At 69.3% G+C, this 26,341-nt stretch carries 25 protein-coding genes and 2 pseudogenes; 9 read left to right on the top strand and 18 right to left on the bottom strand.

The features are described from left to right. Window positions 1-6: 6 nt before the first annotated feature. The 3 genes from K8Z49_RS13000 to K8Z49_RS12990 all read right to left on the bottom strand — a co-directional run bounded on the left by K8Z49_RS13000 (window position 7) and on the right by K8Z49_RS12990 (window position 2,166). On the bottom strand, window positions 7-924 hold the full coding sequence (locus tag K8Z49_RS13000; protein WP_024936513.1) for a phytoene/squalene synthase family protein: 918 nt from the start codon (window positions 922-924) through the stop codon (window positions 7-9). Continuing rightward, window positions 921-1,784 carry a squalene synthase HpnC gene (gene hpnC, locus K8Z49_RS12995; RefSeq protein WP_255268471.1) on the bottom strand — a complete coding sequence of 288 codons (864 nt, stop codon included), beginning with the start codon at window positions 1,782-1,784 and terminating at the stop codon, window positions 921-923. The genes K8Z49_RS13000 and hpnC overlap by 4 nt, the downstream gene beginning before the upstream one ends. Window positions 1,785-1,935: 151 nt before the next feature. After that, a complete protein-coding gene (locus tag K8Z49_RS12990) occupies window positions 1,936-2,166 on the bottom strand; it encodes a hypothetical protein (RefSeq protein ID WP_412518946.1) in 231 nt (76 codons plus the stop codon). A 100-nt stretch (window positions 2,167-2,266) separates the two neighbouring features. Here K8Z49_RS12990 and K8Z49_RS12985 point away from each other — a divergent pair, with 100 nt between their 5' ends. Then, the gene (locus K8Z49_RS12985; protein WP_412518944.1) at window positions 2,267-3,841 is read left to right on the top strand and encodes a carboxylesterase/lipase family protein; all 1,575 of its coding nucleotides are present in this window, start codon (window positions 2,267-2,269) and stop codon (window positions 3,839-3,841) included. Window positions 3,842-3,856: 15 nt separating this feature from the next. Here the strand turns inward: K8Z49_RS12985 and K8Z49_RS12980 are convergent, their stop codons facing one another. From K8Z49_RS12980 to K8Z49_RS12965, 4 genes are all read right to left on the bottom strand, one after another. Continuing rightward, window positions 3,857-4,159 carry a DUF1905 domain-containing protein gene (locus K8Z49_RS12980; RefSeq protein WP_021599394.1) on the bottom strand — a complete coding sequence of 101 codons (303 nt, stop codon included), beginning with the start codon at window positions 4,157-4,159 and terminating at the stop codon, window positions 3,857-3,859. 145 nt (window positions 4,160-4,304) lie between these two features. After that, entirely contained in the window at window positions 4,305-4,925 is a 621-nt protein-coding gene (locus K8Z49_RS12975) for a dihydrofolate reductase family protein (RefSeq protein ID WP_075020288.1), read from the bottom strand. After that, a complete protein-coding gene (locus tag K8Z49_RS12970; RefSeq protein ID WP_412518941.1) occupies window positions 4,925-5,446 on the bottom strand; it encodes an SRPBCC family protein in 522 nt (173 codons plus the stop codon). The genes K8Z49_RS12975 and K8Z49_RS12970 overlap by 1 nt, the downstream gene beginning before the upstream one ends. Window positions 5,447-5,449: 3 nt before the next feature. Beyond that, the gene (locus K8Z49_RS12965; RefSeq protein ID WP_075020290.1) at window positions 5,450-5,791 is read right to left on the bottom strand and encodes an ArsR/SmtB family transcription factor; all 342 of its coding nucleotides are present in this window, start codon (window positions 5,789-5,791) and stop codon (window positions 5,450-5,452) included. A gap of 114 nt (window positions 5,792-5,905) precedes the next feature. Between K8Z49_RS12965 and K8Z49_RS12960 the strand changes: the two genes are divergently transcribed. Beyond that, the gene (locus tag K8Z49_RS12960) at window positions 5,906-7,084 is read left to right on the top strand and encodes a HEAT repeat domain-containing protein (RefSeq protein ID WP_412518939.1); all 1,179 of its coding nucleotides are present in this window, start codon (window positions 5,906-5,908) and stop codon (window positions 7,082-7,084) included. Between the two features lie 42 nt (window positions 7,085-7,126). Here K8Z49_RS12960 and K8Z49_RS12955 read toward each other — a convergent pair whose 3' ends face one another. Further along, window positions 7,127-7,879, bottom strand: a complete 753-nt coding sequence (locus K8Z49_RS12955) for a hypothetical protein (protein ID WP_412518937.1) — start codon at window positions 7,877-7,879, stop codon at window positions 7,127-7,129. A gap of 398 nt (window positions 7,880-8,277) precedes the next feature. Beyond that, window positions 8,278-8,781: a hypothetical protein gene (locus tag K8Z49_RS12950; RefSeq protein WP_412518935.1), complete on the bottom strand. Its 504-nt coding sequence runs from the start codon at window positions 8,779-8,781 to the stop codon at window positions 8,278-8,280. 401 nt (window positions 8,782-9,182) lie between these two features. Between K8Z49_RS12950 and K8Z49_RS12945 the strand changes: the two are divergent. Next, window positions 9,183-9,728: pseudogene (locus tag K8Z49_RS12945) on the top strand (DUF222 domain-containing protein); the annotation flags it as partial. A 231-nt stretch (window positions 9,729-9,959) separates the two neighbouring features. On the opposite strand, the gene K8Z49_RS12940 reads toward K8Z49_RS12945, so the two are convergent. The 3 genes and pseudogenes from K8Z49_RS12940 to K8Z49_RS12930 form a co-directional block, all read right to left on the bottom strand. Further along, window positions 9,960-10,115 (bottom strand): hypothetical protein, encoded by a 156-nt coding sequence (locus K8Z49_RS12940; protein WP_412521356.1) that lies wholly within the window; start codon window positions 10,113-10,115, stop codon window positions 9,960-9,962. A gap of 354 nt (window positions 10,116-10,469) precedes the next feature. After that, a pseudogene (locus tag K8Z49_RS12935) lies at window positions 10,470-11,362 on the bottom strand (transposase). Between the two features lie 91 nt (window positions 11,363-11,453). After that, window positions 11,454-13,157: a hypothetical protein gene (locus tag K8Z49_RS12930; RefSeq protein ID WP_412518933.1), complete on the bottom strand. Its 1,704-nt coding sequence runs from the start codon at window positions 13,155-13,157 to the stop codon at window positions 11,454-11,456. Between the two features lie 642 nt (window positions 13,158-13,799). Here K8Z49_RS12930 and K8Z49_RS12925 point away from each other — a divergent pair. From K8Z49_RS12925 to K8Z49_RS12915, 3 genes are all read left to right on the top strand, one after another. Then, window positions 13,800-14,201: an acyl-CoA thioesterase gene (locus K8Z49_RS12925; protein WP_412518931.1), complete on the top strand. Its 402-nt coding sequence runs from the start codon at window positions 13,800-13,802 to the stop codon at window positions 14,199-14,201. Window positions 14,202-14,437: 236 nt separating this feature from the next. Next, entirely contained in the window at window positions 14,438-17,203 is a 2,766-nt protein-coding gene (locus tag K8Z49_RS12920) for an aconitate hydratase (protein ID WP_412518929.1), read from the top strand. Between the two features lie 160 nt (window positions 17,204-17,363). Further along, a complete protein-coding gene (locus tag K8Z49_RS12915; RefSeq protein ID WP_412518927.1) occupies window positions 17,364-17,585 on the top strand; it encodes a hypothetical protein in 222 nt (73 codons plus the stop codon). Between the two features lie 56 nt (window positions 17,586-17,641). Here K8Z49_RS12915 and K8Z49_RS12910 read toward each other — a convergent pair whose 3' ends face one another. Continuing rightward, on the bottom strand, window positions 17,642-18,262 hold the full coding sequence (locus K8Z49_RS12910; RefSeq protein WP_412518925.1) for a LysE family translocator: 621 nt from the start codon (window positions 18,260-18,262) through the stop codon (window positions 17,642-17,644). A 95-nt stretch (window positions 18,263-18,357) separates the two neighbouring features. On the opposite strand from K8Z49_RS12910, the gene K8Z49_RS12905 reads away from it, so the two are divergent. Continuing rightward, window positions 18,358-19,077, top strand: a complete 720-nt coding sequence (locus K8Z49_RS12905) for a sulfite exporter TauE/SafE family protein (protein ID WP_021596220.1) — start codon at window positions 18,358-18,360, stop codon at window positions 19,075-19,077. After that, window positions 19,077-19,625, top strand: coding sequence for a G/U mismatch-specific DNA glycosylase (gene mug, locus K8Z49_RS12900; RefSeq protein ID WP_021596221.1), 549 nt, complete (start codon window positions 19,077-19,079; stop codon window positions 19,623-19,625). Before K8Z49_RS12905 ends, mug begins: the two co-directional genes overlap by 1 nt. A gap of 102 nt (window positions 19,626-19,727) precedes the next feature. Here the strand turns inward: mug and K8Z49_RS12895 are convergent, their stop codons facing one another. The 5 genes from K8Z49_RS12895 to idi form a co-directional block, all read right to left on the bottom strand. Next, window positions 19,728-20,150 (bottom strand): hypothetical protein, encoded by a 423-nt coding sequence (locus K8Z49_RS12895; RefSeq protein WP_235206587.1) that lies wholly within the window; start codon window positions 20,148-20,150, stop codon window positions 19,728-19,730. A gap of 249 nt (window positions 20,151-20,399) precedes the next feature. Further along, entirely contained in the window at window positions 20,400-21,320 is a 921-nt protein-coding gene (locus K8Z49_RS12890) for a carbohydrate ABC transporter permease (RefSeq protein ID WP_021596223.1), read from the bottom strand. Beyond that, on the bottom strand, window positions 21,317-22,225 hold the full coding sequence (locus K8Z49_RS12885) for a carbohydrate ABC transporter permease (protein ID WP_021596224.1): 909 nt from the start codon (window positions 22,223-22,225) through the stop codon (window positions 21,317-21,319). The genes K8Z49_RS12890 and K8Z49_RS12885 overlap by 4 nt, the downstream gene beginning before the upstream one ends. Next, window positions 22,222-23,526: an ABC transporter substrate-binding protein gene (locus tag K8Z49_RS12880; RefSeq protein ID WP_235206586.1), complete on the bottom strand. Its 1,305-nt coding sequence runs from the start codon at window positions 23,524-23,526 to the stop codon at window positions 22,222-22,224. Before K8Z49_RS12880 ends, K8Z49_RS12885 begins: the two co-directional genes overlap by 4 nt. A 153-nt stretch (window positions 23,527-23,679) precedes the next feature. Then, the gene (gene idi / locus K8Z49_RS12875) at window positions 23,680-24,258 is read right to left on the bottom strand and encodes an isopentenyl-diphosphate Delta-isomerase (protein ID WP_024936648.1); all 579 of its coding nucleotides are present in this window, start codon (window positions 24,256-24,258) and stop codon (window positions 23,680-23,682) included. Between the two features lie 149 nt (window positions 24,259-24,407). Between idi and dxs the strand changes: the two genes are divergently transcribed. Next, on the top strand, window positions 24,408-26,324 hold the full coding sequence (gene dxs / locus K8Z49_RS12870; RefSeq protein ID WP_024936647.1) for a 1-deoxy-D-xylulose-5-phosphate synthase: 1,917 nt from the start codon (window positions 24,408-24,410) through the stop codon (window positions 26,322-26,324). Window positions 26,325-26,341: the final 17 nt, after the last annotated feature.

The following is a 26,341-nucleotide window of genomic DNA, read 5'->3' as shown; positions in this document are numbered from 1 at the left end:
CGGCGCTCACCGCTCCACCCCCGACAGCGCGCGGGCCGCCACGACGGCCTTCTGCCAGGTGGGCAGCGACGCCCGCGCGTTCAGCGCGAGCTGGGGGCGCTCGGCGATGTTCTCCAGGAGCCGCCGGTAGATGCCGGCCATCGCCGCCGTGCACGCCGCGCTGCGCCGGTCCAGCAGCGGCAGGAGGCGCAGCCCTTCCGCGTACCAGGCCCGCGCCCGCTCCGCCTGGAAGCCGATCAGCTCGTTCAGCCGCCACGGCGGGTCGACGAACGCGCCCGACTCGTCCAGCTCCAGCGTGCAGCCGAACCGGGCCAGGTCCTCCGCCGGGATGTAGGTCCGCCCGGCCATCCGGTCCTCGCGCAGGTCGCGCAGGATGTTCGTGAGCTGGAGCGCGACGCCGAGCGAGTCCGCGAGCCCCTCGGCCCGCTGCCGGCCGTCCGGCCCGAACACGCCGAGCGACAGCCGCCCGACCGTCCCGGCGACCCGCTGGCAGTACCGCAGCAGGTCGTCGAACGTCCGGTAGTCGGCGCCGCGGACGTCGTTCTCGCAGCCGTCGATCAGCTCCTCGAACGCCTCCAGCGGGATCGGGTAGCGGCCCGCCGCGTCCGCCAGCGCCGTCAGCACCGGGTGGCCCTCCAGCGCCCGGACGTCCAGCCGCCGCCGCAGCACCTCCTGCACGGTCGCGAGCCGCTGCCGCGACCGGTCCAGCAGGTCGAGCCGCACGCACGCCGGCTCCGGCCCGTCCCCGATGTCGTCGATGCCCCGCGCGAACGCGTAGATCGCGCTCATCGCCCGGCGCTTCGGGGCCGGCATCAGCCGGATCCCGTAGGCGAAGTTGCGGGCCTCGTCGCGCACCACCCGCTCGCAGTGCCGGTACGCCTCGGCAACCCGCTCGGAACGCTCGCAAGCCTCCGAAACCGTCATCGCCCTCTCCCTCCAAGAGCGCGCGCCCAGCGGGCCGGCAGGGCGGCCCGCCGCGGACGCGGCGGATGCGCGAGCACGTCGAAACGCCCGCGTTCCAGAGCCGACAGCGCCGAGCGTCCCCCGGCCACGTAGCCGGCGACGGCGAAGCGCGCCCACCCGGTCAGGCCCGCCATCAGCGGCCCGGCGCCCCCGTCCAGCAGGTCGCGGGCACGCCCGGCCTGCAGTGCCAGGACGCCGCGCAGCCGCGTCGGCGTCACCCGGCGGGCCAGGTCGTCCTCGGCGCAGCCGAACCGCCGCAGGTCCTCGCCGGGCAGGTAGATCCGCCCGCTCCGGTAGTCCTGTCCGGCGTCCTGGCAGTGCTCGATGATCTGCAGCGCCGTGCAGACGTCGTCGGACGCCGCCTCCAGCCGCGGCGTGTGCGCGCGGAACACGCGCAGCACGATCCGTCCCACGGGCGCGGCCGACAGGGCGCAGTACCCCTTCAACTCCTCGAACGTGTCGTACCGGTGGACGGTCTGGTCCTGCCGGTTTGCCTGGACGAGGTCGCGGAACGGCTCCTCCGGGATCCGGTGCGCGTGCACCGTCCGCGCCAGCCGCCTTAACTGCGGCAGGTTCGGCGTCCGTCCGGCGAACACGCGGTCCAGGTCGTCGTCCACGAGGCCGAGCAGCTTCGGCCGCTGCTCCGCCGGCGCCTCGTCGCCGATGTCGTCGACGAGCCGCGCGAAGCCGTACACGGCCCGCAGGTCGGCGCGGTGCCGGGCCGGGAGCAGCCGCGCCGCCACCGGGAAGTTCTCCCGCGCCGCGAGCCGGTCCAGCGCGCGGTCGTGCTCCTCGGCGCTCCAGGACGGTTCAATGATCACCTAGAGGAGATCGGCAGGTCCGGCACGAGAGAAACTCTGGCCGAGGTATGGACTTATTTAAACGATGCGTGTCCCGGGCCTGAACCGGTCCAGGATTCCGCGCCGCGACAACCCGGGAAAGGCCGCCCGGAACCGGCACGCGACCGGACGATCAGTGGGGTTGCGGGTCGAGGCCGAGTTCCGTCCGTTCCACGAGCGGGTCGCGCGGACGGAACTCGGCATCGTCGGCACGGTCGGCATCGAGACCCCAGCAGTGCTTCGACCACTTCAGCGGGCGCGCCCGCACCGACGGCGGCACCTGGATCGACTTCGACGACCTCACCGGGTGGGCTGAGGAGTCCCGCCAGCGGTGGTGAATCCCCGCCTGTATCGGGGCTTGCATCTATCTTAGAATCAAGTTCTAATTTGAGTCCGGGGCGCGGGGTTCGGTGCCGTGCCCGGCTCGGGGGGCTGCCAGAAGCGCCGTGCTGAAAGGGGGCCCTGTGAGGCTCACCGGCATCTCCCTGCTCGCGTCCGCTCTCCTTCTCGCCGGGGCCGCGCCGGCCGTGGCCCAGCAGCGTCCAACGGATCCGTCCGCCGTCGTCCGCACCGACCGCGGACTGGTGCGCGGCCAACCGCAACCGGGCTATCGGCTGTTCCAAGGCATCCCCTATGCGGCGCCTCCGACGGGGAGCCTGCGCTGGAGACCGCCGCAACCGGTGCGGCCGTGGCAGGGCACCTACGACGCGACGTCCCCGCGCAGCCAATGCGCGCAGCTCGCCCCGCCCTACGGCGGCGACACCACCTACGGCGAAGACTGCCTGTACCTCAACGTCACCGCCCCTGACCGCGCACACCGGCGGCACGGGCTGCCGGTCATGGTGTGGGTCCACGGCGGCGGCAACACGACCGGTAGCGGCAGCGTCTACAACGCGGCCAAGCTCGCGGTGGACGGCGACGTCGTGGTCGTCACCGTCAACTACCGCCTCGGGCCCCTCGGCTGGCTCGCGCACCCCGGCCTGGAGAACGGCGCCGATCGGCGCTACCAGGCAGGCAACTACGGACTGCTCGACCAGCAGGCCGCGTTGCGTTGGGCGCAGCGCAACGCCAGGGCCTTCGGCGGGGATCCTCGGAACGTGACGTTGTTCGGTGAATCCGCCGGTGCCGCCGACTCCTGCGCCAACCTCGCCTCGCCGTCTGCGGCCGGACTGTTCCACAAGGTGATACCGGAAAGCTTCAGCTGCGCCACCCCCGTCCGGACCGAAGCCTCGGCAGAGGCCGACGCGGCATCGCTCGCCAAGGCCGTGGGGTGCGACCAGGGCTCGCCGGTGGACAACGCCGCATGCCTGCGGGGCGTGCCCGTCAAGACGCTGCTGGAGACCTTCGACGCGGCGGGTATGAGCGCCGGGCCCGTCGCCGGCGGCGACCGCGTGCTGCCACTGCAACCCGCGAAGGCCATCGAGCAGGGGCGCTTCAACCGGGTGCCGGTGATGCACGGCAACACGCTGGACGAGATGCGGCTGTACGTCTCGTTGCTCCACCCGAACCCCATGACGGAGGCGCAGTACGAGAGCATCGTCCGCTCGACGTACGGCGACGCCGCCGGCGCGGTGCTCGCTCGGTATCCGGCACGGAACTACTCCGATCCACGGATCGCGCTGGCCACCATCCAGACCGACGCCGGCGGCGCGCTCTCCACCTGCCTGCACCAAGACGCGTTCCAGCTGCTCGAACGCGCGGGCGTCCCGGTCTACGCGTACCAGTTCGCCGACCGCACCGCACCGCCGCTCATCGACGTCCCCGGATTCGACGAGGGCGCCGAGCACGCCACCGAGCTGACCTTCCTGTTCCCGGGACTGCTCGGCGAACTCGACCCGCGGCAGCAGCGGCTCTCCGATGCGATGGTCGGCTACTGGACGTCCTTCGCCTGGAACGGCAGGCCGAAGGCGCGGCACGCACCGCACTGGCCGCGCTTCCGGTCACCGGGCGACGTCCTGTCACTGGCCCCGGGAGCGCGCGGCATCCACCGCACCGACACCGCCCGGACCAGCAACTGCGCGTTCTGGGACTCCCTCTGACCACGCCCCGCCCGGCTAGCCGAGGCGTTCGGTGAGGTGGACGGTGACCTTGTCGCCTTCCTCCTTGCCGAGCGCCTCACGGAGCTCCGCCTTCACGGCCAGTTTGTGGTTGCCGTCGCCCAGGGCCATGAAGGAGCCCTGGAACGGGTGCCCGTCGATGGTCCCCGTCACCTTCACCAGGCCGCGGGTACCGAAGAACTCGGCCGACTCCGGCCAGATGACGTAGGTCCAGCCGCCCTTGGCAGGGCTCTTCCGCAGGATCTCGGTGAACTCCTTGTCGAGCGGCGTGCTCTTCGCGCTCTTGGACTGTGCTGTCACGGTGTGTCCTCCCCGCGTGTCGGCCCCGGCCTCTGTCAGGGCCTTCCATGGACGAGACCACGCCGGGCGGCAGAACTCATCGATGTGGGCGAGATGGAGACGGTTCACGAGGCTCACCGTTCCCGGACGGCTCGCGGGGAGGGTCTCACCGCTCCCGGACGGCGTAGGTCAGGTGCGTCACCCTGGGGGAGTGCTCCGTGCGGACCGGTTCCAGGGCCACGCGGCCGGCGTCCACCCCCTCGAACAGGCGGACTCCGGAGCCGAACAGCACGGGTGAGAGCGCGATCGAGAACTCGTCGACCAGGCCGGCGTTGAGGTACTGCAGGATCGTCGCGCCGCCGCCCGCGATGCGGACGTCCCGGTCGCCGGCGGCCTGGCGGGCCTGGTCGAGCGCCGCCTCGATGCCGTCGTTGACGAAGTGGAAGGTGGTCCCGCCCGGCCGGTGCCAGGGATCGCGCTTCTCGTGCGTCACGACGAAGACCGGCGTGTGGAACGGCGCCTCCTCCGGCCACGCCCGCTCGCCGGCGTCGAACATGCGCTTGCCCATCACGCTGGCGCCGGTGCGCTCGAAGGTCTCCCGCGCGATGTCGTTGTCGCGCCCCTCCTCGCCGCCCTCGCCGAGCTTCAGGTTCTCCCGCATGAAACGCAGCGGGAACACCCACGCCTGCAGTTCCATCCATTGCCGCCCCATCAGTTCCTCGGGGGACTCGGGTGCGATGAACCCGTCCAGCGACATCGAGACGCTGAAGAACACCTTTCCGGCCATCAGCTGTCATCTCCCTTCCGGAGGAGTTCGGTGATGTAGGCGGCGAGGTTGTTCAGGGTCTGCCGGCCGCCCTCGATCGCGTGGTACTTCTCGACCGCCTCGTCGCGCAGTTCCTTGGTGGGGAACACGGTGCACATCTGGATCCGGGTCGCCGCGCCGTCGGGGCGGCCCGGCGCGGGCGCGAACGTCAGGACGGATTCGAAGGCGTTCGGGTCGTCGCCGGACTCGCCGTGCAGCAGCGCGATCCGCTCGGGCGGGGTGATCTCGGTCCAGGAGATCCACTCCTGGTAGTCGGTCCCGTCCGGCCCGTGCATCACGAAGTCCCACGCCCCGCCGACGCGGAACTCGAACGCCCGCGTGGTGGTGGTGAATCCCTCCGGCCCCCACCATCGCGACAGGTGCCGGACTTCGGTGAACGCCTCGAACACCAGCTCCCGCGGGGCATCGATGACCCGGGAGATCACGACCTCGCGGTCGGCCGTCGCCGACCGCGCCGGCGTGCCGGGTTCCGTGGCTGCCATAGGTCACTCCTCTTGTTTCGCCTGTTTGAGGTCCTGCACGTAGGCGTCCAGCCGGTCGAAGCTCTCGTTCCAGAACCGCTCGAACCCGCCGGTCCACTCGTGGACCGGTCGCAGCCCGCGGGCGTCCAGGCCGTACAGGCGCTGCTTGCCCGCCCTGCGGTCCCGTACCAGCCCGACCTCCCGGAGCACCCGCAGGTGCTTGGACGCCCCCGGCTGGGTCATTCCCAGCTCCCGGGCCAGCTCCGTCACCGGCAGCTCGCCCGCCCGCAGCAGCACCAGGATCTCCCGGCGCTGCGGCTCGGCGATCGCGTTGAACACGTCCGACGTCGTCGCTGCTCGTGCCATGGCCGTCATCATATGCCCATATGGGTATGCGTCAAGCGGGCGGCCGGATCGGCTGGGCTTCCGGCGCCTGCGCCGGCCCGATCCAGCGCTCCGTCCTTCTGTCATAGTGGGCGCATGTTCCCCGGCTCCCAGAATCGAAAGCTCAACAGGCTTAAACGGAAAGTCGACAGGCTTGAGCAGAAACGCGATGTGGCGAGGTTGGCGGATTTTCTCGGGCACGGCGACGTTCTTGTTTACAGTCGGGCCCGCGAGGCTCTAGAAAGGATCGTCGGAGACACGGCGATCGATTCGGTGTTCCCTTTTCTCGGCCATCCGGTCGGGGCCGTTCGTGCCGAGATCAGCAGAATGCTGGGCAATCTCGGTGATCCTCGCGCCGTGCCGGTACTCGTGCCGCTGCTCGTCGAAACAGGCCGGATCCGTGACAAGAACGGCCGCGCCACCAGATTTTCCAGCTACGAGACGATCAGTTCCATCACGGCCGGGGCACTGGGACGGATCGGGGATCCCTCCGCCAAGGACGCGCTGATCGGTGTGCTGGCCGACGGTGAGTTCTCTGGGTTGCGCGAACCGCTGTTGAGCGCGCTGGTGGCAGTGGCCGGGTCGGAAGTGGCCGGAGCACTGCTTGCTCTGCTTCGTGACAGAGATGCCGCGACCCCCGCATTGGGTCGCCTCAGCGGTCCGGTCGCGAGGCAGGTGCTGATCGACACTCTTGACGGCCAGAACGACATCAGGGCTCGCCACCCGGTGCTCCAGGCAATGGTGAAAGTGAGCGCATCGGGCACCGTCAACGCGTTGGCAGAGTTGGCGCGCAGAGGCGGGGACCAGGAACGCCGCGCGGCCATCGCGGCGCTCGACCTCGGCCACTTCGTGGAAATGGACGACGCGGAGGCCGACGCGGCGTTGCGCGACGTCCTGGATCCGGACGGCGCGCTCCGAGCGGAGTTGGAAGCGGACGGTCGCGCCGCCCCCGGCGCCCTCGGCGCCGGAGGCGATGACGAAGAAGCCGTCGCGAACCTCCGGTTGATCATTCGGGACCCCGGTTACGCCGTGATCCCGAACGGTGCGACCTATCGTGACCGGGCGGCTCGGAAGGCCCTCGATGCCCTTGAGGACATCGTCGCCCAGCGGGGCGGCGGCGTTCCCCGCTGGGTTCTCTACGCGGGTGCCACGCTCGATGACTTCGTGGTCTGGACCGAGATCGACGGGGAGCCGATGGGGCTCAGGATCACCGCGGCCGGACTGCGCCGCCTCTGCCTGTCAGCCCTCCTCCGCCAGGACAGTGAGGCGCGATAGGGATCCCGCCGCCGCCTCTGTGTCGGAACTCTTCGCTCGGGCTCACCAATCGAGTAGGACGCCGTATCCCTCCTCGGCCGACGCTTCCAGCCACACAAGCGTGTCGTCCGGCGAGGGGTCGTCGAGGAACTCCTCATAGCTCGGCGGCTTGGGGACGTGCACCTTCTGGTTGGCCGGCACGCGCCTGTTCCACTCGCGCGCCAGCTCAACGAACGGTGTTGCGTCGATGGGGTGTGGGTCATGTGAGCGTCCCCAGCGGGGTGGCGGGCTGACGGTCGGTTCCGCCATCACGGTGATGCGTTCGCGCACTTCGACCAACGCGGGGCGGACGGCCCAGGCGTTCGTGCGTGTCCTGGCGTTAGTTACTAGTTGCCGAAGGGTGGTCCATTCCTCGGCAAGCCGCTGGGAAATCGTGTAGGCGTACCAGGCTTGCAGGTACGCGCGGTGACCGCCTGCCCGCACTTCATCGATATGGGCGCGCCATCGGCTGATGTGTCGCGCCAAATCTTCCGGCAGGAAGCTGCGGTACATGGCGAAGCGCCATTCGGCGGGCAGCAACGGTGTCAGGACCAGCGCGTTCACTCGATGCGTGTTGCCAGGACGATCGTTGACGTGGACCATCTCGGTGATCCGTGGTCCTGGCGTTGCTGGTGCGGGACGCGCGATGTGGCCGAACTCATCGGAGAACCAGCAGCCGGACGCCACGAACTGCGCGGCCTGCGCGCGGATCGCCTCGTCGAACGATGCTGCGGAGATTCCCGGGCGTGGCCGCATCTGCACCCAATCGACACCCATGTCCCGCCCCTTGTTGCTCTATCCACGGCCAACTTCGACATTTTCTCCGCGCCGGACTACTTCGCCAACCGCGCCCCCTGCGCGGCGGGCAGCTCACGCGCATCGGCTCTCCGGTCGCGGTGCTTCCCGGCGAGCGGCCCAGCCCGTCGAGGTGGTCGCGCGGCTGGGGCCTCTCTTATCGGTTTCGTGTGGTGCCGGTCTGTGGACGACTGAAGTGCCTTCCGTAGGTGGGTGCGCTCGCTTGTCTTGTTGCCGGTTGCTGTCACGTTAATTGAGGTCGCTGGGTTGAGGTCGGGATTTACCGTGTCGGGTTGGTGCGTGATCCTGTCTTTGCCGCGCTTCGCGCGGCCAGACATCAGTAAGTCGTGAGCCTTAGCGTTGCTGAGTGGATTGTTTGGTCAGGTCGGGGTGAAGGGGTTGGCGGTCGGGACGTCTCCGAAGAGTTCTGCGACCAGGGCGCGAGGGCTCAGGCCCAAAGGGGGTGGTTTCGTGGCGCCGTTGGCCCATTCGTCGTCCCATTCGCCGTCGCTGTCGATGTAGAACGCCTCGGGAGCAAGCATGTGGCAGCGCAGCAGCACTGCGCATACCGCCAGGTCATAGGGGTGACGGTTAGTCTTGCAGAAGGTCCGGATGCTCCTCGGCGGGTCATACTGGAAGGGCTGCGGGTGATCGGCCGTGGGGCGTATTTCGAGCGGTTCGCCATCGAGTTCGTCTGCGACGCTGCCGGTGAACAGGATGCGCTCATCGGTCACGGGCGGAAGGTCATCGGGGATGTCGTTGAGGAGGATACCGCCGGCCCCTACGCGTTCCACGATGCGGCGGGCGTCGGCGACAATGCGCGGCCACGCGCTACGGAACGCCGGGTCGGAAGGCGCGTACCTATAGTAATGGGTGTATCCCATTTCCTAGAACTCCAGCAATAGCGTGATCTTGCAGGTGCCGAAGTATACAGGCGGCCACCGCCTTACTTGCCATTGGAGGGCCAGGGGGCACTACGAAAGTGCTTTCTCTTGACTCGGTCGCGAGTCATCGATTAAAGAAAATCAAAGAAAGATGTGATGTTGGCGTGGCATGTCTGTATTGTCGAGCCCTGTTGATGGAATCGTGGCGTAGAATTAAAAGAGTCCAGGGTGGGGGTGAAAATGTTGTCGATGCCCGTTGTAATTGCCGATCAGAGGCGTGAAGGTGGAGTGCGGGCGTCGGACCTGCCTGCCGCCCGACTTCCTGAGCGAAGAGAGCGTCTTGGTGACCTCAGTGAAGATGAACTTCTTGAGGTCGCTCAAGCGGCTCGCCGCCATGCCTCGTGGGCGCAGGCCTCGGAATTGGCCGCCATCGCCGAGCTTCACCGGCGTCGCATCGCAGCGGAGGATGTCGGGGATCTCGACTATTGAATTCTGTCCGCGCAGGAGTCGGTCACCGAAGAGGTCGCTGCGGCTCTAACGATCACCAGCAACTCCGCCGCCACTTTGGTGCACTTGGCCGAACGTCTCACCGGCCGCTGGCCGCGACCGGCGCGGCACTGGAAGCCGGGCGGATCGACCTGGCCCGAGCCCGCGTTATCTGCGACGTTACCGACGACCTTCCCGATCACGCCACCGAATTGGTCGAGGCCGCTGCACTGGAGAGGGCGTCCGACCAAACCACGGGGCAATTGCGCCGCCGCATCAAGCGCATCGCGCAACGGCTGGCACCCGAGTCGATCGAAGAACGCAAGCGGGAGGCGGTGCGTAGGCGACGGATGGAGTTGTGGGAGAACCCGTCCGGAACGGCCGACCTGGCGCTGTGCGATCTGGCCGTCGAAGATGCTCACGCGATCTACAACAAGATCACTGCTGTCGCTCACGGTCTCAAGGCCGACGGTGATACGCGTACTCTCCACGCCATTCGTGCAGACCTGGCCACCCGACTCCTACAAGGCGTCCAGCTTCCCGACGCCACCCGCGACCTCCTCACCAAGGCGTACGCAGTCGGCACGCAGGCTGCCGGAGCGGGGGAGGCCCTTGCCGGTCACAGGAGTGGCCACGAGTGTTGCGAAGGCGGTGGCGATACCGACCGCGCCAGGGTCGATGCGGAGTTGGCGTCACTCGCGAACATCGCCGATGAGCTTCTTGTCGAAGCACGCGGAAGGGTTCGTCCCCAAGACAGGCAACTGGCCGTCGGACGGGCCGCGCAGCGCATTCACCACCGACTTGCCGCTGCTCGTGACCTGGCCTGCCAAGGCGAGGAGTTGACTCACGGACGCCCCGGGTATCGCCCGCCCGCCCGGATGCGCCGGGAGGTCGAGGCGCGGCACGCGACCTGCGTTTTCCCTACCTGCAACCAGCCTTCGCACCGCTGCGACCTCGACCACACCGTGCCCTGGCAGCCCGGCATCACCTGCCGCTGCAACCTGGCTCCCCTGTGCAGACGCCACCACAGGCTCAAGCAGCGTCCCGACTGGAAGCTCTTCCAAATCTGGCCCGGCCTGCTCATCTGGGTCACGCCCTCCGGCGCCTGGCACATCATGCGCCCCGACCGCCAGTGATTCACGCAGCGCATGCGGAGCCACTTCAGGTGTGGAAGACCTTGCAGGCAGACGGTGAAGTCGGCTTTACCTGATGCGTCCTGGATAGGCCTCGGCGAGTTCGTTGAGTGCTTCGCGCCATCCGGCGGCGCGTTGTCCCTCGACGAGGCGTGCGGGTGCGAAGGCGTGCTCGTCGCCGTTGTGGCGTTTGACGGCGCGTTCGCGGGCGCGTTTGTCCTCGATGTTGATGATGGCCAGCCAGAGTAGCTTGACCACGGCGTCGTCGGTGGGGAAGTGCCCGCGGGCTTTTGCGGACGGGTCGGGTGCTTGTTCTGCACCACATGGTTGTCGCGCACCTTCACCACGATCGCGTCCAGGAACACCACGGCCCAGGTCGGGTCCAGCGGACGCGTCTGCCATGCCTTGACCTCGTCCATCACCTGGTCGGTGATGCGGGAGACCTGCTCGTGCGACAGTTCGGTGCCATTCACCTGCCTGAGGTGGTGCAGGATGTCGCGCACGCTCATGCCGTGCGCAGACAGGCTGATGATCATGTCGTCCAGGCCGCCGGCGATGCGCTCGGCCCGCTTGGGCACCAGCACCGGCTCGAACGTCCCGGCCCGGTCCCGCGGCACCGACAACCGGACGGGGCCGACCCTGGTCTGCACCGTTTTGCCCTTGCCACGCCCGTTGCGGGAATTGCCCGAATTGTCGTGCTTGTCATAGCCCCAGGTGCGCGGTCAACTCGCCCTCCAACGCCCGCTCCAGGACGGCCTTGACCAGCTCGCCGAGCATCGACCCCTCGCCGGTCACACGCAGCTGCCCGCCTCGTCGCGGGAACGCTCGGCCAGCAGGTCCAGCACCTCATCGCTCAGCAGTTCCCGGATCGGCACATCCCGGCTCCCGGCCGGCATCGGCACCATCCCACCCGCACCGGCCCCAGACCGGGCGACACTCCCATCTCCCTCGATCACGGTCATGGCTCCGAATCCCCCGAATTCGATGGATGGTCTCTCTGTCGATCATCTACTTACCAAGATCATTTCCACGCTAGAAGAGATACCCCCGGGCTCAGTGGTCTCGAAGAACGCTGACTTGGGGGAGACCGCGGTGGCGGTGGTGGGCTCCGGCGATTGCGGCGAGGTTGGGGCGGCCGAGGGTGTTGTAGGCGGAGACGAGAAGTTCGTTGGCGTGGCGTTCAAGCTTCGCATCGCCTCCGCTTATCCAGTGCAGGTCACGGCCGAGAGTGAGAGCGTCGGCGGGGTTCCCGGCGGCGCAGCGCCTGCGGGCCTCTGCAAGGTGTGTTTCGAGGGCGGCAGGGTCTTCGGTCAGCTCCCTTCTTAGGTTCGTGCAGAATTCGTAGTCGTCGTAGGGTTTCTGTCTCTTGCGGTCGATGGCGGTCTCGCCGTGGACGAGCGCGCCACCGCCGTCCAGGGTCTGGATCCGGTTCGGGTCTCCGTGGTCCAGGATCGCCTGGGAGATCTTGGTGGCATCGTCGTACTCTTCGCCTTCCTCGGGATGGTCGCCGGTTTCGAAGGTCATCAGGAATTCGCGGAGCAGCCGGATTCGGTGTCGTCTTTCGGCCAGCTCCGTTTCGTAGGGCCTGGTGTCGTCGTCTTCGCCGATGTACGCCGGGTCGTTCACGTGGTGCCAGTGCACTTCGAGGGTCGCTCGTACGGCTTCGAGTGGGGTGCCGCTGGGGAGGCCCACGCCGCCGCCGTCATTGTTGTAATAGGCGGTGACTCCATCGCAGGTGCGGCCGTCGTCGAACCACAGGCCGAAGTGCAGCCCGTCGGTGCCGCCGTGCATGAACGTGAGGAACTCCGGCGGATCACGGTAGTAGCGGCCGTGCACGCGCACGTCGATGCCGTCACGAGGTCGGTGCGCGGGTGCGTCGAACAGGTCCATGATCCCGAAGGGGCACAGCTCCAGATCGTCCAGAGCTTGCCGCTCGATCGGCCCGCAGGCTTGGAGGAACGCCCAGAACCGGAAGATCGAATCCGGTAGCTCCACGCCCCAGTCCCGGGCGAACCGCTCCTCGATCGCTGCCCGTTCCCGTTCTACCTGGGCCAAAGCGTCTGACCGGGCTTGCGCGTGCTGTCCTGGAGGCCGGACGGAGGTCCTCCATACCGTGTAATCCCGCATATCCGCAGCCGACCGCGCACGGATTCGCCGCTCCATGGCCTGCTCCATCGGCGACGGTGGAGGAGGAGCTTCTCCGGAGATCACCGCCAGCAGCCGCGACTCCGGGTCGGAGCCTTCGGGATCTGGATACTGCGAGCGCCGCCGTTGCCTGACGGCGTCCGCGGGAAGCCAGTTTTCAGGGTCGCCCTCGACGCGCGCGGTCGCCTCGTCGACCGGCAAGAACGCCACTTCCTCATCGAACCGCTTCAGCGCGGTCACCTTTAGCCCCTCGGCACGGATCTCCGCTTCGGCGCGGCACGTGACGTAGGCATCCCATTCCGCGACCAGGTCATCTTCCGGTTTATCAACTCGTTTGAGGAAGAAATCGAAACTTTGCACCTTGGCCAAGTCGTCGTGCTGTTCAGTGATCCGGCTCCGCAGCAGCGCGACGATGTCTTCGTCTCGCTCTCCCAGCCGCCGCAGTGCTTCGATCCCCATCGGGGTCTCCAACTGGTCACGGCGGATATCCACCGTTGTTTCCCGGCCGAATATCGTCAACCGCACCAGCACCTTGTCCCTGTCGCCGGAGACGACCTCACCCTCGAAGTCGGCGAACGGGCCATCAATGATCTTGACGAGAGCGCGGTCCATGAACAGGTCCCCATGTCGACGATTTCTTGAAGCCGGACCCATGTTAGAGATCATCACCGACAAGATCGGAGCGTAAGCAAGATTCACGAGCTGTCGATCACGATCTCTCAAGCTGCCGACGGCGGCGCTTGCTCACCAAGTGAGGTGGTCCTTGTCCTTGGCGTTCGAGATCTCGGCCCGTGCCTTCTTCGCGCCCGGCCACCTCGCACTGCGCGCCCTAGAACCCGGACCGCCATCATCGGTGCGCGCATCCTGCGGTAGGTGCATGAGGTCCCGGGCGGCGAACGCGCCTTCCTGCTGCTCGGTCAGCGGGGGCAGCGTTAGGCGAGAAGTGATGCGTCTGCCACGGCCGCCCGCAGCTCGTTGGGCGCAGTGAGCAAGCCATCCACGATCGCAGGCTGGTCGGGCCACCGCCATGCCATGAGGCTAGCGATCTCATGAAGGTGACGCGCAAACCATCCCGGTTGCACCAACTGGTCCCTTAGAAAGAACCGCTCCCGCCGAGTTCCAAACCACGGTGGGTGGCCAGAGACGCTGGTTAGGCGCCATCTCATTTCGATCAGTGTGGCGGCGGTGGCGACCGAGGGAGGGATGGTTGCGTGGGCGAGGCTTCGTCGCTGAGTCCGGCGCTAGCGTGGCCGCATGGGTGAGAAGGATGGGGATTTCGGGTTCGTGCATCGCGTTCGGGTTCGGTACGCCGACTGCGACATGCAGGGGGTGGTGTTCAACGCCAACTACTTCGCCTACATCGACGACGCCATGGACATGTGGCTCCAGCACGCGCTCGGCGAGGAGTACCTCGACGGGTTCGACTACGCGGTGAAGAAGGCCGGTATGGAGTGGGACTCTCCGGCTCGTGTGCGCGAGGTCGTCGAACTGCGGCCGGCGGTCACGCGGTGGGGGCGCACCTCGTTCGATGTCCGCATCGGGCTCAGTGTCGGTGACCGTGCCCTTGGGGTGGGGGAGTTGGTGCTGGTCAGCGTCACGCCGGGTGGGTACGAGCCGTCGCCCGTGCCCGAGCGGGTCCGCCGGGCGCTCAAGTAGCTCGATGTCGAGATAAAGTGGAGATAGCTTGACGTCGAGAGAAAAGCGGCGGAAGTTAGGCGGGCCTGATTCCCGGTGAGAAGGCCGACTAGGGCAGGATCAAGGAGGACGAGCACCCGCCCCGCCGCGCGCCGACCGCCGCGGCCCCCGGGGCGGAGGGCCCATCGAGGAAACAAGACGAGCGCCGCGCGCTCATGTCCCGGACCGGACGCGCGGTGGCGACTGAGGAGGAGTCCGTGTCCGCGAACAGCTTCGGCAGCCGTGACAAGCTGCAGGTTGGCGACAGGTCGTACGACATCTACCGGCTGGACGCCGTCGAGGGCGCGGCCCGTCTCCCGTACAGCCTGAAGGTGCTGCTGGAGAACCTGCTGCGCACCGAGGACGGCGCGAACGTCACCGCCGAGCACATCCAGGCGCTGGCCCAGTGGGACCCCACGGCGCAGCCGAGCAAGGAGATCCAGTTCACCCCCGCCCGGGTGATCATGCAGGACTTCACCGGCGTGCCGTGCGTGGTGGACCTGGCGACGATGCGCGAGGCGGTGCGGGACCTGGGCGGCGACCCGTCCAAGATCAACCCGCTGGCGCCGGCCGAGATGGTGATCGACCACTCGGTGATCGTCGACTATTTCGGTTCGCCGGACGCGTTCGAGCGCAACGTCCAGCGGGAGTACGAGCGCAACAGGGAGCGGTACCAGTTCCTGCGGTGGGGCCAGACGGCGTTCGACGAGTTCAAGGTCGTCCCGCCCGGCACCGGCATCGTGCACCAGGTGAACATCGAGCACCTCGCGCGCGTGGTGTTCGACCGGAACGGCGTGGCCTACCCCGACACGTGCGTGGGCACCGACTCCCACACGACGATGGAGAACGGCATCGGCGTGCTCGGGTGGGGCGTCGGCGGCATCGAGGCGGAGGCCGCGATGCTCGGCCAGCCGATCTCGATGCTCATCCCGCGCGTGGTCGGCTTCAAACTGACCGGTGAGCTGCCCGCCGGGACGACGGCGACGGACCTGGTGCTCACCATCACCGAGATGCTCCGCGAGCACGGGGTGGTCGGCAAGTTCGTCGAGTTCTACGGCGAGGGCGTGCACGCGCTGCCGCTGGCCAACCGCGCCACGATCGGCAACATGAGCCCCGAGTTCGGCTCCACCTGCGCGATCTTCCCCATCGACGACGAGACCCTGTCGTACCTGCGGCTCACCGGACGGGACGAGGAGCAGATCGCGCTCGTCGAGGCGTACGCCAAGGCGCAGGGCCTGTGGCTCGACCCCTCGGTGGAGCCCGAGTTCTCCGAGTACATGGAGCTGGACCTCGCGACGGTCGTCCCCTCGCTGGCGGGCCCGAAGCGCCCGCAGGACCGCATCGCGCTGTCGGAGGCCAAGGAGACCTGGCGCCGGGACGTGCAGAACTACGCGAGCAGCGTGCAGGGACCGGCGGACGAGGCGTCCAACGAGTCGTTCCCCGCGTCCGACTCCCCGGCGATCGGCCGCGGCGGCGAGGGCGACAAGCCGCGCGAGCACCGGACGAACGGTGCGAGCCGCCCGCACAACCGCGTCCCGGTCACGCTGGAGGACGGGACGACGTTCGAGATCGACCACGGGCACGTCGCCGTCGCCGCGATCACGTCCTGCACCAACACGTCCAACCCGTACGTGATGGTCGGGGCCGCGCTGCTGGCCAAGAACGCGGTCGAGAAGGGCCTGACCCGCAAGCCGTGGGTCAAGACGTCGCTCGCGCCCGGATCCCAGGTCGTCACCGACTACCTGGAGCGCGCCGGCCTCACCCCGTACCTCGACAAGATCGGCTTCAACCTGGTCGGGTACGGCTGCACCACCTGCATCGGCAACACCGGCCCGCTGCAGCCGGAGATCTCCCAGGCCGTCAACGACAACGACCTGGCGGTCACCGCGGTGCTGTCCGGCAACCGCAACTTCGAGGGCCGCATCAGCCCCGACGTGAAGATGAACTACCTGGCGTCGCCGCCGCTGGTCATCGCCTACGCGCTCGCCGGGACGATGGACGTCGACATCCTCAACGACCCGATCGCCGAGGGCGCGGACGGGCCCGTGCACCTGCGCGACATCTGGCCCGCGCCGGACGAGGTCGCCGCGATCGTCGAGTCGTCCATCGGGCAGGAGATGTTCGCCGAGAGCTACGCCGACGTCTTCAAGGGCGACGAGCGCTGGACCGGCCTCGACATCCCGACCGGCGACCTGTTCGAGTGGGACGCCGCGTCCACCTACGTCCGCAAGGCCCCGTACTTCGACGGCATGGGCGCCGAGCCGGAGCCGGTCGCCGACATCCACGGCGCCCGCGTCCTGGCGAAGCTGGGCGACTCGGTCACCACCGACCACATCTCCCCGGCCGGGTCCATCAAGGTGGGCACCCCCGCCGCGCAGTACCTCCAGGACAACGGCGTCGCGGTCAAGGACTTCAACTCCTACGGCTCGCGCCGCGGCAACCACGAGGTCATGATCCGCGGGACGTTCGCCAACATCCGGCTCCGCAACCAGCTCCTGGACGATGTCGAGGGCGGCTACACCCGCGACTTCACCCAGGACGGTGCCCCGCAGGCGTTCATCTACGACGCCGCGCAGAACTACGCCGCGCAGGGCACCCCGCTCGTGGTCATCGCCGGCAAGGAGTACGGCTCCGGCTCGTCCCGCGACTGGGCGGCGAAGGGCACCGCGCTGCTCGGCGTCCGCGCCGTCATCGCCCAGTCCTACGAGCGCATCCACCGCTCCAACCTGATCGGCCTCGGCGTCCTGCCGCTGCAGTTCAAGGACGGCGAGTCCGCCGAGTCCCTCGGCCTCACCGGCACCGAGACGTTCGACATCACCGGCGTCACCGCGCTGAACGAGGGCGGCGTCCCGGACGAGGTCACGGTCAAGGCCGACGGCAAGGAGTTCACCGCCACCGTCCGCATCGACACCCCAGGTGAGGCGGACTACTACCGCAACGGCGGCATTCTCCAGTACGTCCTCCGCAACCTGCTCCGCAAGTAGGCCGCGGCGACGGCGACGGGCCGGCTCCCCCGGACGGGGGCCGGCCCGTCGCCGTTTCCTCACCCCACGCGACCTCGCCGAACGGTTCGGGCTGGCCGCCGTCCCCTACTACGGCCTCGCGTCGGGCTTCCTGACCGGCAAGTACCGTCCCGGGACGACGGTGCGCAGCGCGCGCGCCGGCCGCGCCGGCAAGCACCTGGACACCGAGCGCGGGCGCAGGGTCCTGGCCGCGCTCGACCTCGTCGCCGAGGAGCAGGGCACCGCCGTCGCGACCGTGGCGCTCGCGTGCTCGCCGCCCGGCCGACCGTCGCCGCGCCCATCGCGAGCGCGCGGACCCTCGACCAACTCCCGCCGCTCATCGAGGCAGCCCGGACGACCCTGACCCGCGACCAGCTGGACCGCCTCACTGCGGCGTCCGCATAGCCTGACCCGCGGGACTCAGCGTTCGACGGCCAGGCGGACGCCGAAGCCGATGAACGCCAGGCCGGTGACCTGCTGGACGCGGCGCTTGACGGCCGGCCGGGCCAGGGTGCGGCGGGCCGCGCCGGCGGCGCCCACCACCAGCGCGAACCACAGGACGCCCTGGAGGGCGTGGATCGCGGCGAAGAGCATGCTCGTCCAGAACATCGACGCCCCCTCCGGGACGAACTGGGGGAGCAGGCTCATGTAGAAGACGCCGATCTTCGGGTTGAGCAGGTTGGTGGTGAAACCCGTGCGCAGCGCGGCGCGACCGGACAGCTCGGCGTCCGGCGCCTCGATCGCGGACGTCGCCTCGCGGCGGGCCCTCCAGAGCGCCCGCGCGCCGAGCCACAGCAGGTAGCAGGCGCCGGCGGCGCGCAGTACGTCGAACGCGACCCGGGACGCGGCGAGCAGCGCGGTGAGCCCGGCCGCGCTCGCCAGCGCCCAGCAGAGGCAGCCGGACGCGACGCCCGCCGCGGCGAGGCCGCCCGCCCGGCGCCCGCCCGTCACGGTGGCGCGCAGGACGAGCATCGTGTCGAGGCCGGGAGTGATCGTGACTAGGGCGGCCGCGGCGGCGAAGGCGAGGCAGGCGGTGAGCACGCGTGCATTCTGCCAGGCACCTTCGGCGGGGCGGTGCGCGCCCGCCCGATGGTGGGCATTCAGACCGGATAGGTGGGGATGTAGCGTCACGCGGCGTGCCGCATCTCGACTTCCTCCTGGTCGGCGGGCTGGCCGCGCTGGCCGGCGCGATCGTGCAGAGCAGCGTCGGCCTCGGCGTCGGGCTGGTCGCGACGCCGATCGTGGCGATGCTGTTCCCCTCGCTGATGCCCGGGGCGATCCTCACGGTCGCGCTCGTCCTGCCCGTCGCCACCCTTCTCCAGGAGGGCGGGCACGCCGACCTGCGCGGCTTCGGCTGGGCGTTCGGCGGCCGGCTCGCCGGGACGCCGCTCGGCGTGTGGCTGGTGGCGGCCGCCCCGGAGCGCGTCCTCGGCATCGTGATCGGCGTCGTCGTCCTCGCCGCGCTCGCCCTGACCGCGTGGACCCGCGAGGTGCCGCGCAACCGCCGGACGCTCGCCACCGCCGGGGTCGTGTCCGGCGCGACCGGCACCGCGTCCGGCATCGGCGGCCCGCCGGTCGCGCTGCTCTACCAGCACGAGAGCGGCCCCCGCGTCCGCGCCACGCTGGCGGTCTTCTTCATCGCGGGCGCGCTGCTCTCCCTCGGCACGCTCGCCCTCGCGGGACGTCTCCCGGGGCGGCAGGTCGTCGCGGGGCTGGAGCTCCTCCCGTTCGTCCTCGCCGGGTTCGCCGCCGCCGGACCGCTGCGCCGCCACCTCGACGCCGGACGCCTCCGCGTGGCGCTCCTCCTCGTCGTCGGCGCGTCCGCGGTGACGCTGATCGTCCGTAATCTGGTCTGATGCGCCCCACGAAGGCCGACCTGGAGGCCGCCCGCGACCGCGTCATCCCCGACGTCCTGCCTCCGGACGGCGGGACGCTCCGCGTCCTGTTCAGCGGCATCAACCCCGGCCTCTACTCGGGGGCGACGGGCCACCACTTCGCCCGTCCGGGGAACCGCTTCTGGCCCGCGCTGCACCGGTCCGGCTTCACCGACCGCCTGCTCGACCCGTCCGAGCAGGATCTCCTGCCCGGCTACGGCCTGGGCATCACCAACCTGGCGCACCGCACCACGGCCCGTGCCGACGAGCTGACGGCCGCCGAACTGCGCGAGGGCGGGCGCCGCCTCGAAGCGCTCGTCGAACGGCACCGCCCGTCCTACCTGGCCGTCGCCGGCGTCACCGCCTACCGCACCGCCTTCGGCCGCCCCCGGACGCGGATCGGACCCCAGGACGAGACCTTCGGCCCGGCCAGGCTGTGGGTGCTGCCCAACCCGAGCGGCCTCAACGCATCGTGGACGCTTGGGCAGATTGCTGAGGAGTTCGCTCGTCTGCGGGTTGCCGCGGGCTGAGCTGTGGTGCTGCACCCAGTTCGCTAAGCGGCCTGAACGCATCGTGGACGCTCGACGGGATGGCCGCCGAGTCTCGCCGCCTCCGCGAAGCGGCGGAGGCGCTCAGAGCCGGTTGAGGGCGGCGGCGAACATCGCGTTCACCTCGGCGACCAAATTGGGGTGCGGCTGCCAGAGCTCCTGGCGGCCCACGGCCACGATGGGGCGCGGCAGGGCCCGGACGCCCGACAGGTGCCAGTGGTGCGCGCCGGGCGCCGCCCAGGGCCCGCAGTCGCAGGACGCGTTCTGCACGGCCGCCGAGCAGACATGGCCGAGGTCGGCGACGGCGATGACGGCGCCGATCGTGGCGAGCGGGTCGCGCGGATCCCAGCCGGCGGCCTGGATCAGCGGGGAGTCGCACGCCTTCAGGTCGACGCGCATCGAGGCGTGGATGAGGAGCGGCCCGCGGTAGGCGGTCGGCAGCGCCTGGTTGGAGACGGTCTTGCCCCCACGCGCGATCGCGAAGGCCCAGGGCTGCTGAACACTCATCGCCTGCACGCGCTCACCTCCGGTGTTCGCCCCGCCTCCGTCGCCGGGGGATCGCCGAACCCGCCGGCGGGGATGCCGGCGGGCTGGACGACGATGCCCGAGAGGCTAGGCGCATCCTGCCGGAATTGCCAACGGGCGGGGCGAAACGTGTCGTTGTCCGTCATGGGGGTACCGGCCCCCACGCGGAACTCGTCTGATCATCCATGTGACGTCTGAGATCGATGTGCGGTTGACGGTCCGGTGTGATTTTCACCCCTTCAGAGCGCCGGCCATCAGGCCGCGCATGAAGAACCTCCCGAGCAGCAGGTAGACCAGCAGCGTCGGCAGGGACGCCAGCAGCGCGGACGCCATCTGCTGGTTGTACTGGACGGCCACCGCGCCCGAACCGGCCGTGTTGTTCAGCATCACCGTGACGGGCCAGCTGTCGGGCGCGCCGAGGAACACAGCGAACAGGAAGTCGTTCCACATCGAGGTGAACTGCCAGATCAGCGTCACCGCGAACGCCGGCGCCGACACCGGCAGCACGACCGACCAGTACGTGCGGAGCATCCCGGCGCCGTCGACGCGGGCCGCCTCGATCAGCTCGTCCGGGATCGTCACGTAGTAGTTCCGGAAGATCAGCGTGCAGATCGGGATGCCGTACACGACGTGGGCGAGCACGAGGCCGCGGATCGTCCCCACCAGCTCCATGTCGGTCAGCAGCCCGGCCAGCGGGATCATGACCGCCTGGTACGGGATGAACATGCCGAACAGGAACAGCGTGAACACGACGTCCGCGCCCGGGAACCGCCACTTCGACAGCACGTAGCCGTTCAGCGAGCCGAGCACGGCCGAGATCAGCGACCCGGAGACGGCGATCTTGACGCTGTTCTCCAGGCCCGGTCTCAGCGTGTCCCACGCGGCGCTCCAGCCGGACACGCTCCAGCTTCCCGGCAGGCTCCACGCGCTGCTCGGGTCCGCCTCGCTCAGCGGCTTGAAGCTCGTGACCACCAGCACGTACACCGGGATCAGGAACAGCAGGACGAACGCCAGCAGGATGACCAGCTTCACGGCCCGCCAGGCGGGGGAGGACCCGCCCGGCGGCTTCGCCCCGCCGCCGTCCCTCCGGCCGCGCAGGCCGCTCGTCACCCGGCGCCACAGCGGCGCCGGGGGTGCCTCCACGTGCGTCATCGCGTCCGCTCCGTACGTACCGACCAGACCAGGTAGGGGATCACCAGGACGGCCACCGCGACCAGCATGTACGTCGCGATGGTGGCGCCGTTGGCGGGGTCGTGCCGGTCGAAGATCTCGACATAGGTGGCGACGGCCGGGACGTAGGTGATGATCTGCTTGCCCGCGATCGCCATGATCAGGTCGAACACCTTCAGCGAGATGTGCCCGAGGATGATCAGCGCGGACAGCGTCACCGGGCGGAGCTGCGGGAACACCACGTACCGGTACACCTTCCACTCCGATGCGCCGTCCACCCGGGCCGCCTCCCGCAGGTCCTCGGGGACGCTGCGGAACCCGGCCAGGTACAGGGCCATGACGTATCCGGACATCTGCCAGATCGCCGGCAGCGCCATCGCCGCCATGCCCCAGTCCGGGTCCTGCCACCAGCTGTTCGACAGCCCGCCCAGGCCCAGCTTGTCGAACAGCTGGTTGAAGCCGACCGCGCGCTGCGGCGGCGCCGGGTTCATCAGCCAGCGCCACACGACGCCGCTGGCGATGAACGACACCGCCATCGGGAACAGGTAGATGACGCGGAAGGACGCCTCACCCCTGATGCCCTTGTCCATCAGGAAGGCCAGGAAGGCGCCGAGCACCAGGGCGCCGATCACGAACACCGCCGTGAACAGCAGGGCGTGCCTGACCGCGCCGGGCCAGCTGGGCTGGTCCCACAGGTCGACGAAGTTCTTGCCCTTGTCGAACCCGTACTCGGAGACCTCGTCGTGCTTGCCGCTCAGTGCGACGCGCGTGTTCCAGAAGATGAGCCCGTAGACGAACAAGCCGATCGCGACGATGGACGGCGAGACCAGCAGCAGCCCTGGGAGCCACTTGCGCCTACGGACCCATCCAGAACCGGGAAACCTCACTGTCCGCTGTTCTTGGCCGCGTTGACCAGTCCCTGCTGCAGCTTGCCGACGTCTTTGTTCTGCAGGAAGAGGCCCACCGCCGTGTCGATGTCGGTGTGCTGCTTCTTACTGGCGTTGACGCCGTGCCAGAACGAGCCCGCCAGCTTGATGTCCGGCTTGTTCCACTGCTCGAACGCGTACTGGAGGTAGCCCTTGTAGAGGGACTTGTCGGCGTCCTTGCGCGCGGGGACCGAGCCCTTCTTCGGGTTGAAGAGGTCCTGCCCTTCCTTGCTGGACACCTCCTTCAGCCACGCGATGGCACCGCCGCGGTGGGGTGCGTTCTTGGGCAGCGTGAAGCTGTCCGACAGCCACATGTAGGTGCCGTCCGTGCCGGGCGACGGCGCGTACTTGAAGTCGGTGTCGAGCTTCTTGCCGAGCCCGTTGGGCGCGCTGCCGGTGAAGTACCCGTACGCCCAGTCGCCCATGATGTTGAACGCGGCCTTGTCGTCCACGACGGCCTTCGCGGCGCCCTGCCAGTCGGTGGACGCGGCCTCCAGCGTCGTGTACTTCATGATCTCGGCGAAGTCGTTCAGCGCCTTGGTGACCTGCGGGCTGCTCCAGTCGGCGCCCGGCTTCCACAGCGCGTTGTAGCCGTCGGTGCCGAGGTCGCCCAGCAGGACGTTCTCCAGCAGGTGGTCGGCCGTCCACTGCGCGCCGAGCGACAGCGGGACCTTCTTCGTCTTGTCCTTGACGGCCTTCAGCGCGGTGATGAACTCGGCGATCGTCTTCGGCGGCCCGTCGACCCCGGCGTCCTTCAGGATGTCCGGGTTGTACCAGAGCACGTTCGACCGGTGGATGTTCACCGGCACCGAGTAGATCTTCCCCTTGTAGCTGATCTGGTCGAGGAGCTGCTGGGGGTACACCGACTTGAGGTTGTTCTCCTCGTAGAAGGAGTCCAGCGGCTCGATCTGCCCGGCCTTGATGTAGTCGAGCAGCTCGGCGCCCGCGTGGCCCTGGAAGGAGTCCGGCGGCTTGCGGTTCTGCAGGCGGCTCGCGAGGACGGCCTGGGCCTGCGTGCCCGATCCGCCGGCGATGGCCGCGTTGACGAACTTGGTGCCGGGGTTCTTCTTCTCGAAGTCGGCCTGCATCGCGGCGAGCCCGTCGGCCTCGCCGGGCCCGGTCCACCAGGAGAAGACCTCGACCTGGGATTTGTCGTCCGACCCCTCGCCGCCGTCGCCGCCGCAGCCCGACATGGCCAGCGCGCCGGTCATGGCAACGGCCGCGAAGACCGTCCAGCGGCGCCGGGGAACACGTATACGCATCGTTCGTCCCTTCGGATACCCCGCGGACCAAGCGTCCGCTCGGACGTGCGCGGCGGTCAACACCGAGCGGCGCAATGTGATCTTTCGGTGATGCGGGGTTCCGATCGTCCGGCGGCCGGGCGGCTGCGGCCGAGCGGGGTTCGGCCCGGCCGGCTACCAGCCGAGCGCGGGCGGCAGCCCGGCCCGCCCGGCGTCCGGCCAGTCCCGCGGCGCGCCCAGCGGTGCCAGCTCGGCGAGCTGGAGCCGGTACCACGGCGACGACTCGGGCCGCCCGGCGAGCTCCAGGCAGCGCTCCCACGTCCACCACTCGGCGTGCTCGACCTCCTCGGGGTCCGGGACGAGGGCCCCGTTCGCGGGGACGGTGGCGCGCACCACGGGGCAGCGCTCGTGCTCGACGGTCCCGTCGGCGGCGACGGCCCGGTACTTGAACCCGGGCAGGACGGACGTGAGGGACGCCTCGGGGATGCCCAGCTCGTCGCGGAGCCGGCGCAGCACGGCGTCGCGGAGCTTCTCGCCGGGGCCGGGATGGCCGCAGCAGCTGCCCGTCCAGACGCCCGGGAACGTCCGCTTGCGCAGGGCGCGCTGCGTGATCAGGACGCGACCCTCCGTATCCGTGACATAGCAGGAGAAAGCCAGGTGGTACGGCGTGTCTTTATGGTGACTATCACTCTTCGGCGCGGTCCCGATCGCCTCATCGTCCGCGTTGAGCAGCACAATCTCTTCGACGCCCATGCTCATTTCCTACCCCATCACGCACGGTGAGGATGTCGTTTCCCGCACGCTGCGCGGACGGCCTTCGGCGCGTCGCGGGCGAACCGGGATTAAACTCGGAACGGCCCGAGCCGGGGGAGCCCGGTCTCCAACGGAGGAGTTGAAAACGAGTGAGCCTGCTGGAGTCGATCACAGGTCCCGATGACCTCAAACGACTGGACGCCGCTCAACTGCCTCGGCTCGCGGAGGAGATCCGCGAGTTCCTCGTCCAGGCGGTCTCCAAGACCGGCGGGCACCTGGGGCCCAACCTGGGCGCGGTCGAACTGACGATCGCGCTGCACCGGGTCTTCGACTCGCCGCACGACAAGATCCTCTTCGACACCGGCCACCAGGCCTACGTGCACAAGATGCTCACCGGCCGCCACGACTTCGACCTGCTGCGCAAGCGCGGCGGCCTGTCGGGGTACCCGAGCCGGGCCGAGTCCGAGCACGACATCATCGAGAACTCGCACGCCTCCACCGCGCTGTCGTACGCCGACGGGTTCGCCAAGGCTTTCCAGCTGCGCGGCGAGGACGACCGGGCCGTCGTCGCGGTCGTCGGTGACGGCGCGCTGACCGGCGGCATGTGCTGGGAGGCGCTGAACAACATCGCGGCCGGCGTCGACCGTCCCGTCATCATCGTCGTGAACGACAACGGCCGGTCGTACTCGCCGACCATCGGCGGCCTGGCCTCCCACCTGGCCGACCTGCGCGTCACCCAGGGCTACGAGAACGCGCTCGACCTCATCAAGAAGACGGTGCCGCGCGCCCCGGTGGTGGGGAATCTCACCTACGAGGCGCTGCACGGCATCAAGAAGGGCCTCAAGGACGTCCTCCAGCCGCAGGCCATGTTCGAGGACCTCGGCATGAAGTACGTCGGCCCGATCGACGGCCACGACGCGGACGCCGTCGAGCGCGCCCTGCGCCGGGCCCGCGGGTTCGGCCGTCCGGTCATCGTGCACTGCATCACCACCAAGGGGCGCGGCTACGCCCCGGCCGAGAACGACACCGAGGACTGCATGCACGGCGGCGGCGCGTTCGACCCCGCCACCGGCAAGTTCGTCACCAAGAAGGGCGGCCCCGCCTGGACGAAGGTGTTCGGCGAGGAGATGGTCGCGATCGGGCGGGAGCGCCGCGACGTCGTCGGCATCACCGCGGCGATGCTCTACCCGACCGGGCTCGCGCCGTTCGCCGAGGCGTTCCCGGACCGCATCTTCGACGTCGGCATCGCCGAGCAGCACGCCGTCACGTCCGCGACGGGCCTCGCGATGGCCGGCATGCACCCGGTCGTGGCCGTGTACGCGACGTTCCTCAACCGCGCGTTCGACCAGGTCCTCATGGACACCGCGCTGCACCGGCAGCCGGTCACGTTCGCCTTGGACCGCTCCGGCGTGACCGGCGACGACGGCGCCAGCCACAACGGCATGTGGGACATGTCGATCCTGCAGCTCGTCCCGGGCATGCGGATCGCCGTCCCGCGCGACGGCGCCCGGCTGCGCGAGCTGCTGCGCGAGTGCGTCGCGGTCTCCGACGGCCCCACCGCGATCCGCTACCCGAAGGGCCCCGCCGCCGAGGACATCGAGGCGATCGGCAAGGCCGGCGAGATGGACGTGCTGGCCCGTCACGACGGCTCCAACGGCACCCGCGTCCTGCTGGTCGCGGCGGGCTCGATGGCGACCCCGGCCGTCGAGGCGGCCGAGCTGGTCGCCGCGCAGGGCATCGGCGTCACGGTCGTCGACCCGCGCTGGGTGAAGCCGCTCGACCCGGCGCTGCTCGACCTCGCCCGCGAGCACGCGATGGTCGCCGTCGCCGAGGACAACGGCCGCACCGGCGCCGTCGGCGACGCCGTGGCCCGGCTGCTGCGCGACGCCGGGGTGGACGCCCCGCTCCGCACGTTCGGCATCCCGCAGGAGTTCCTCGACCACGCGTCCCGGGGCGAGATCCTCTCCGACATCGGCCTCACCCCGCAGGCCCTCGCCCGCGACCTCACCGAGTACGTTTCCCGCATCACCGCGACGGAGACGCACGCGCCCGCGACGTCCGACTGAGCCGGGCGCCCGCGGGT

It is taken from the genome of Actinomadura madurae (assembly GCF_047130825.1).
GTDB lineage: Bacteria > Actinomycetota > Actinomycetes > Streptosporangiales > Streptosporangiaceae > Spirillospora > Spirillospora madurae.
The sequence above is the reverse complement of the archived record's forward strand: the minus strand, read 5'-3'. Positions and strand labels throughout refer to the sequence as shown.

Excerpts from the sequence above, each read along its gene's own strand:
- K8Z49_RS13000 (WP_024936513.1), bottom strand. The coding sequence starts at position 924 with ATGACGGTTTCGGAGGCTTGCGAGCGTTCCGAGCGGGTTGCCGAGGCG.
- K8Z49_RS12990 (WP_412518946.1), bottom strand. The coding sequence starts at position 2,166 with ATGCAAGCCCCGATACAGGCGGGGATTCACCACCGCTGGCGGGACTCC.
- K8Z49_RS12975 (WP_075020288.1), bottom strand. The coding sequence starts at position 4,925 with ATGGCCGGAAAGGTGTTCTTCAGCGTCTCGATGTCGCTGGACGGGTTC.
- K8Z49_RS12970 (WP_412518941.1), bottom strand. The coding sequence starts at position 5,446 with ATGGCAGCCACGGAACCCGGCACGCCGGCGCGGTCGGCGACGGCCGAC.
- K8Z49_RS12965 (WP_075020290.1), bottom strand. The coding sequence starts at position 5,791 with ATGGCACGAGCAGCGACGACGTCGGACGTGTTCAACGCGATCGCCGAG.
- K8Z49_RS12960 (WP_412518939.1), top strand. The coding sequence starts at position 5,906 with ATGTTCCCCGGCTCCCAGAATCGAAAGCTCAACAGGCTTAAACGGAAA.
- K8Z49_RS12955 (WP_412518937.1), bottom strand. The coding sequence starts at position 7,879 with ATGGGTGTCGATTGGGTGCAGATGCGGCCACGCCCGGGAATCTCCGCA.
- K8Z49_RS12950 (WP_412518935.1), bottom strand. The coding sequence starts at position 8,781 with ATGGGATACACCCATTACTATAGGTACGCGCCTTCCGACCCGGCGTTC.
- K8Z49_RS12930 (WP_412518933.1), bottom strand. The coding sequence starts at position 13,157 with ATGGACCGCGCTCTCGTCAAGATCATTGATGGCCCGTTCGCCGACTTC.
- K8Z49_RS12925 (WP_412518931.1), top strand. The coding sequence starts at position 13,800 with ATGGGTGAGAAGGATGGGGATTTCGGGTTCGTGCATCGCGTTCGGGTT.
- mug (WP_021596221.1), top strand. The coding sequence starts at position 19,077 with ATGCGCCCCACGAAGGCCGACCTGGAGGCCGCCCGCGACCGCGTCATC.
- K8Z49_RS12895 (WP_235206587.1), bottom strand. The coding sequence starts at position 20,150 with ATGAGTGTTCAGCAGCCCTGGGCCTTCGCGATCGCGCGTGGGGGCAAG.
- K8Z49_RS12890 (WP_021596223.1), bottom strand. The coding sequence starts at position 21,320 with ATGACGCACGTGGAGGCACCCCCGGCGCCGCTGTGGCGCCGGGTGACG.
- K8Z49_RS12880 (WP_235206586.1), bottom strand. The coding sequence starts at position 23,526 with ATGCGTATACGTGTTCCCCGGCGCCGCTGGACGGTCTTCGCGGCCGTT.
- idi (WP_024936648.1), bottom strand. The coding sequence starts at position 24,258 with ATGGGCGTCGAAGAGATTGTGCTGCTCAACGCGGACGATGAGGCGATC.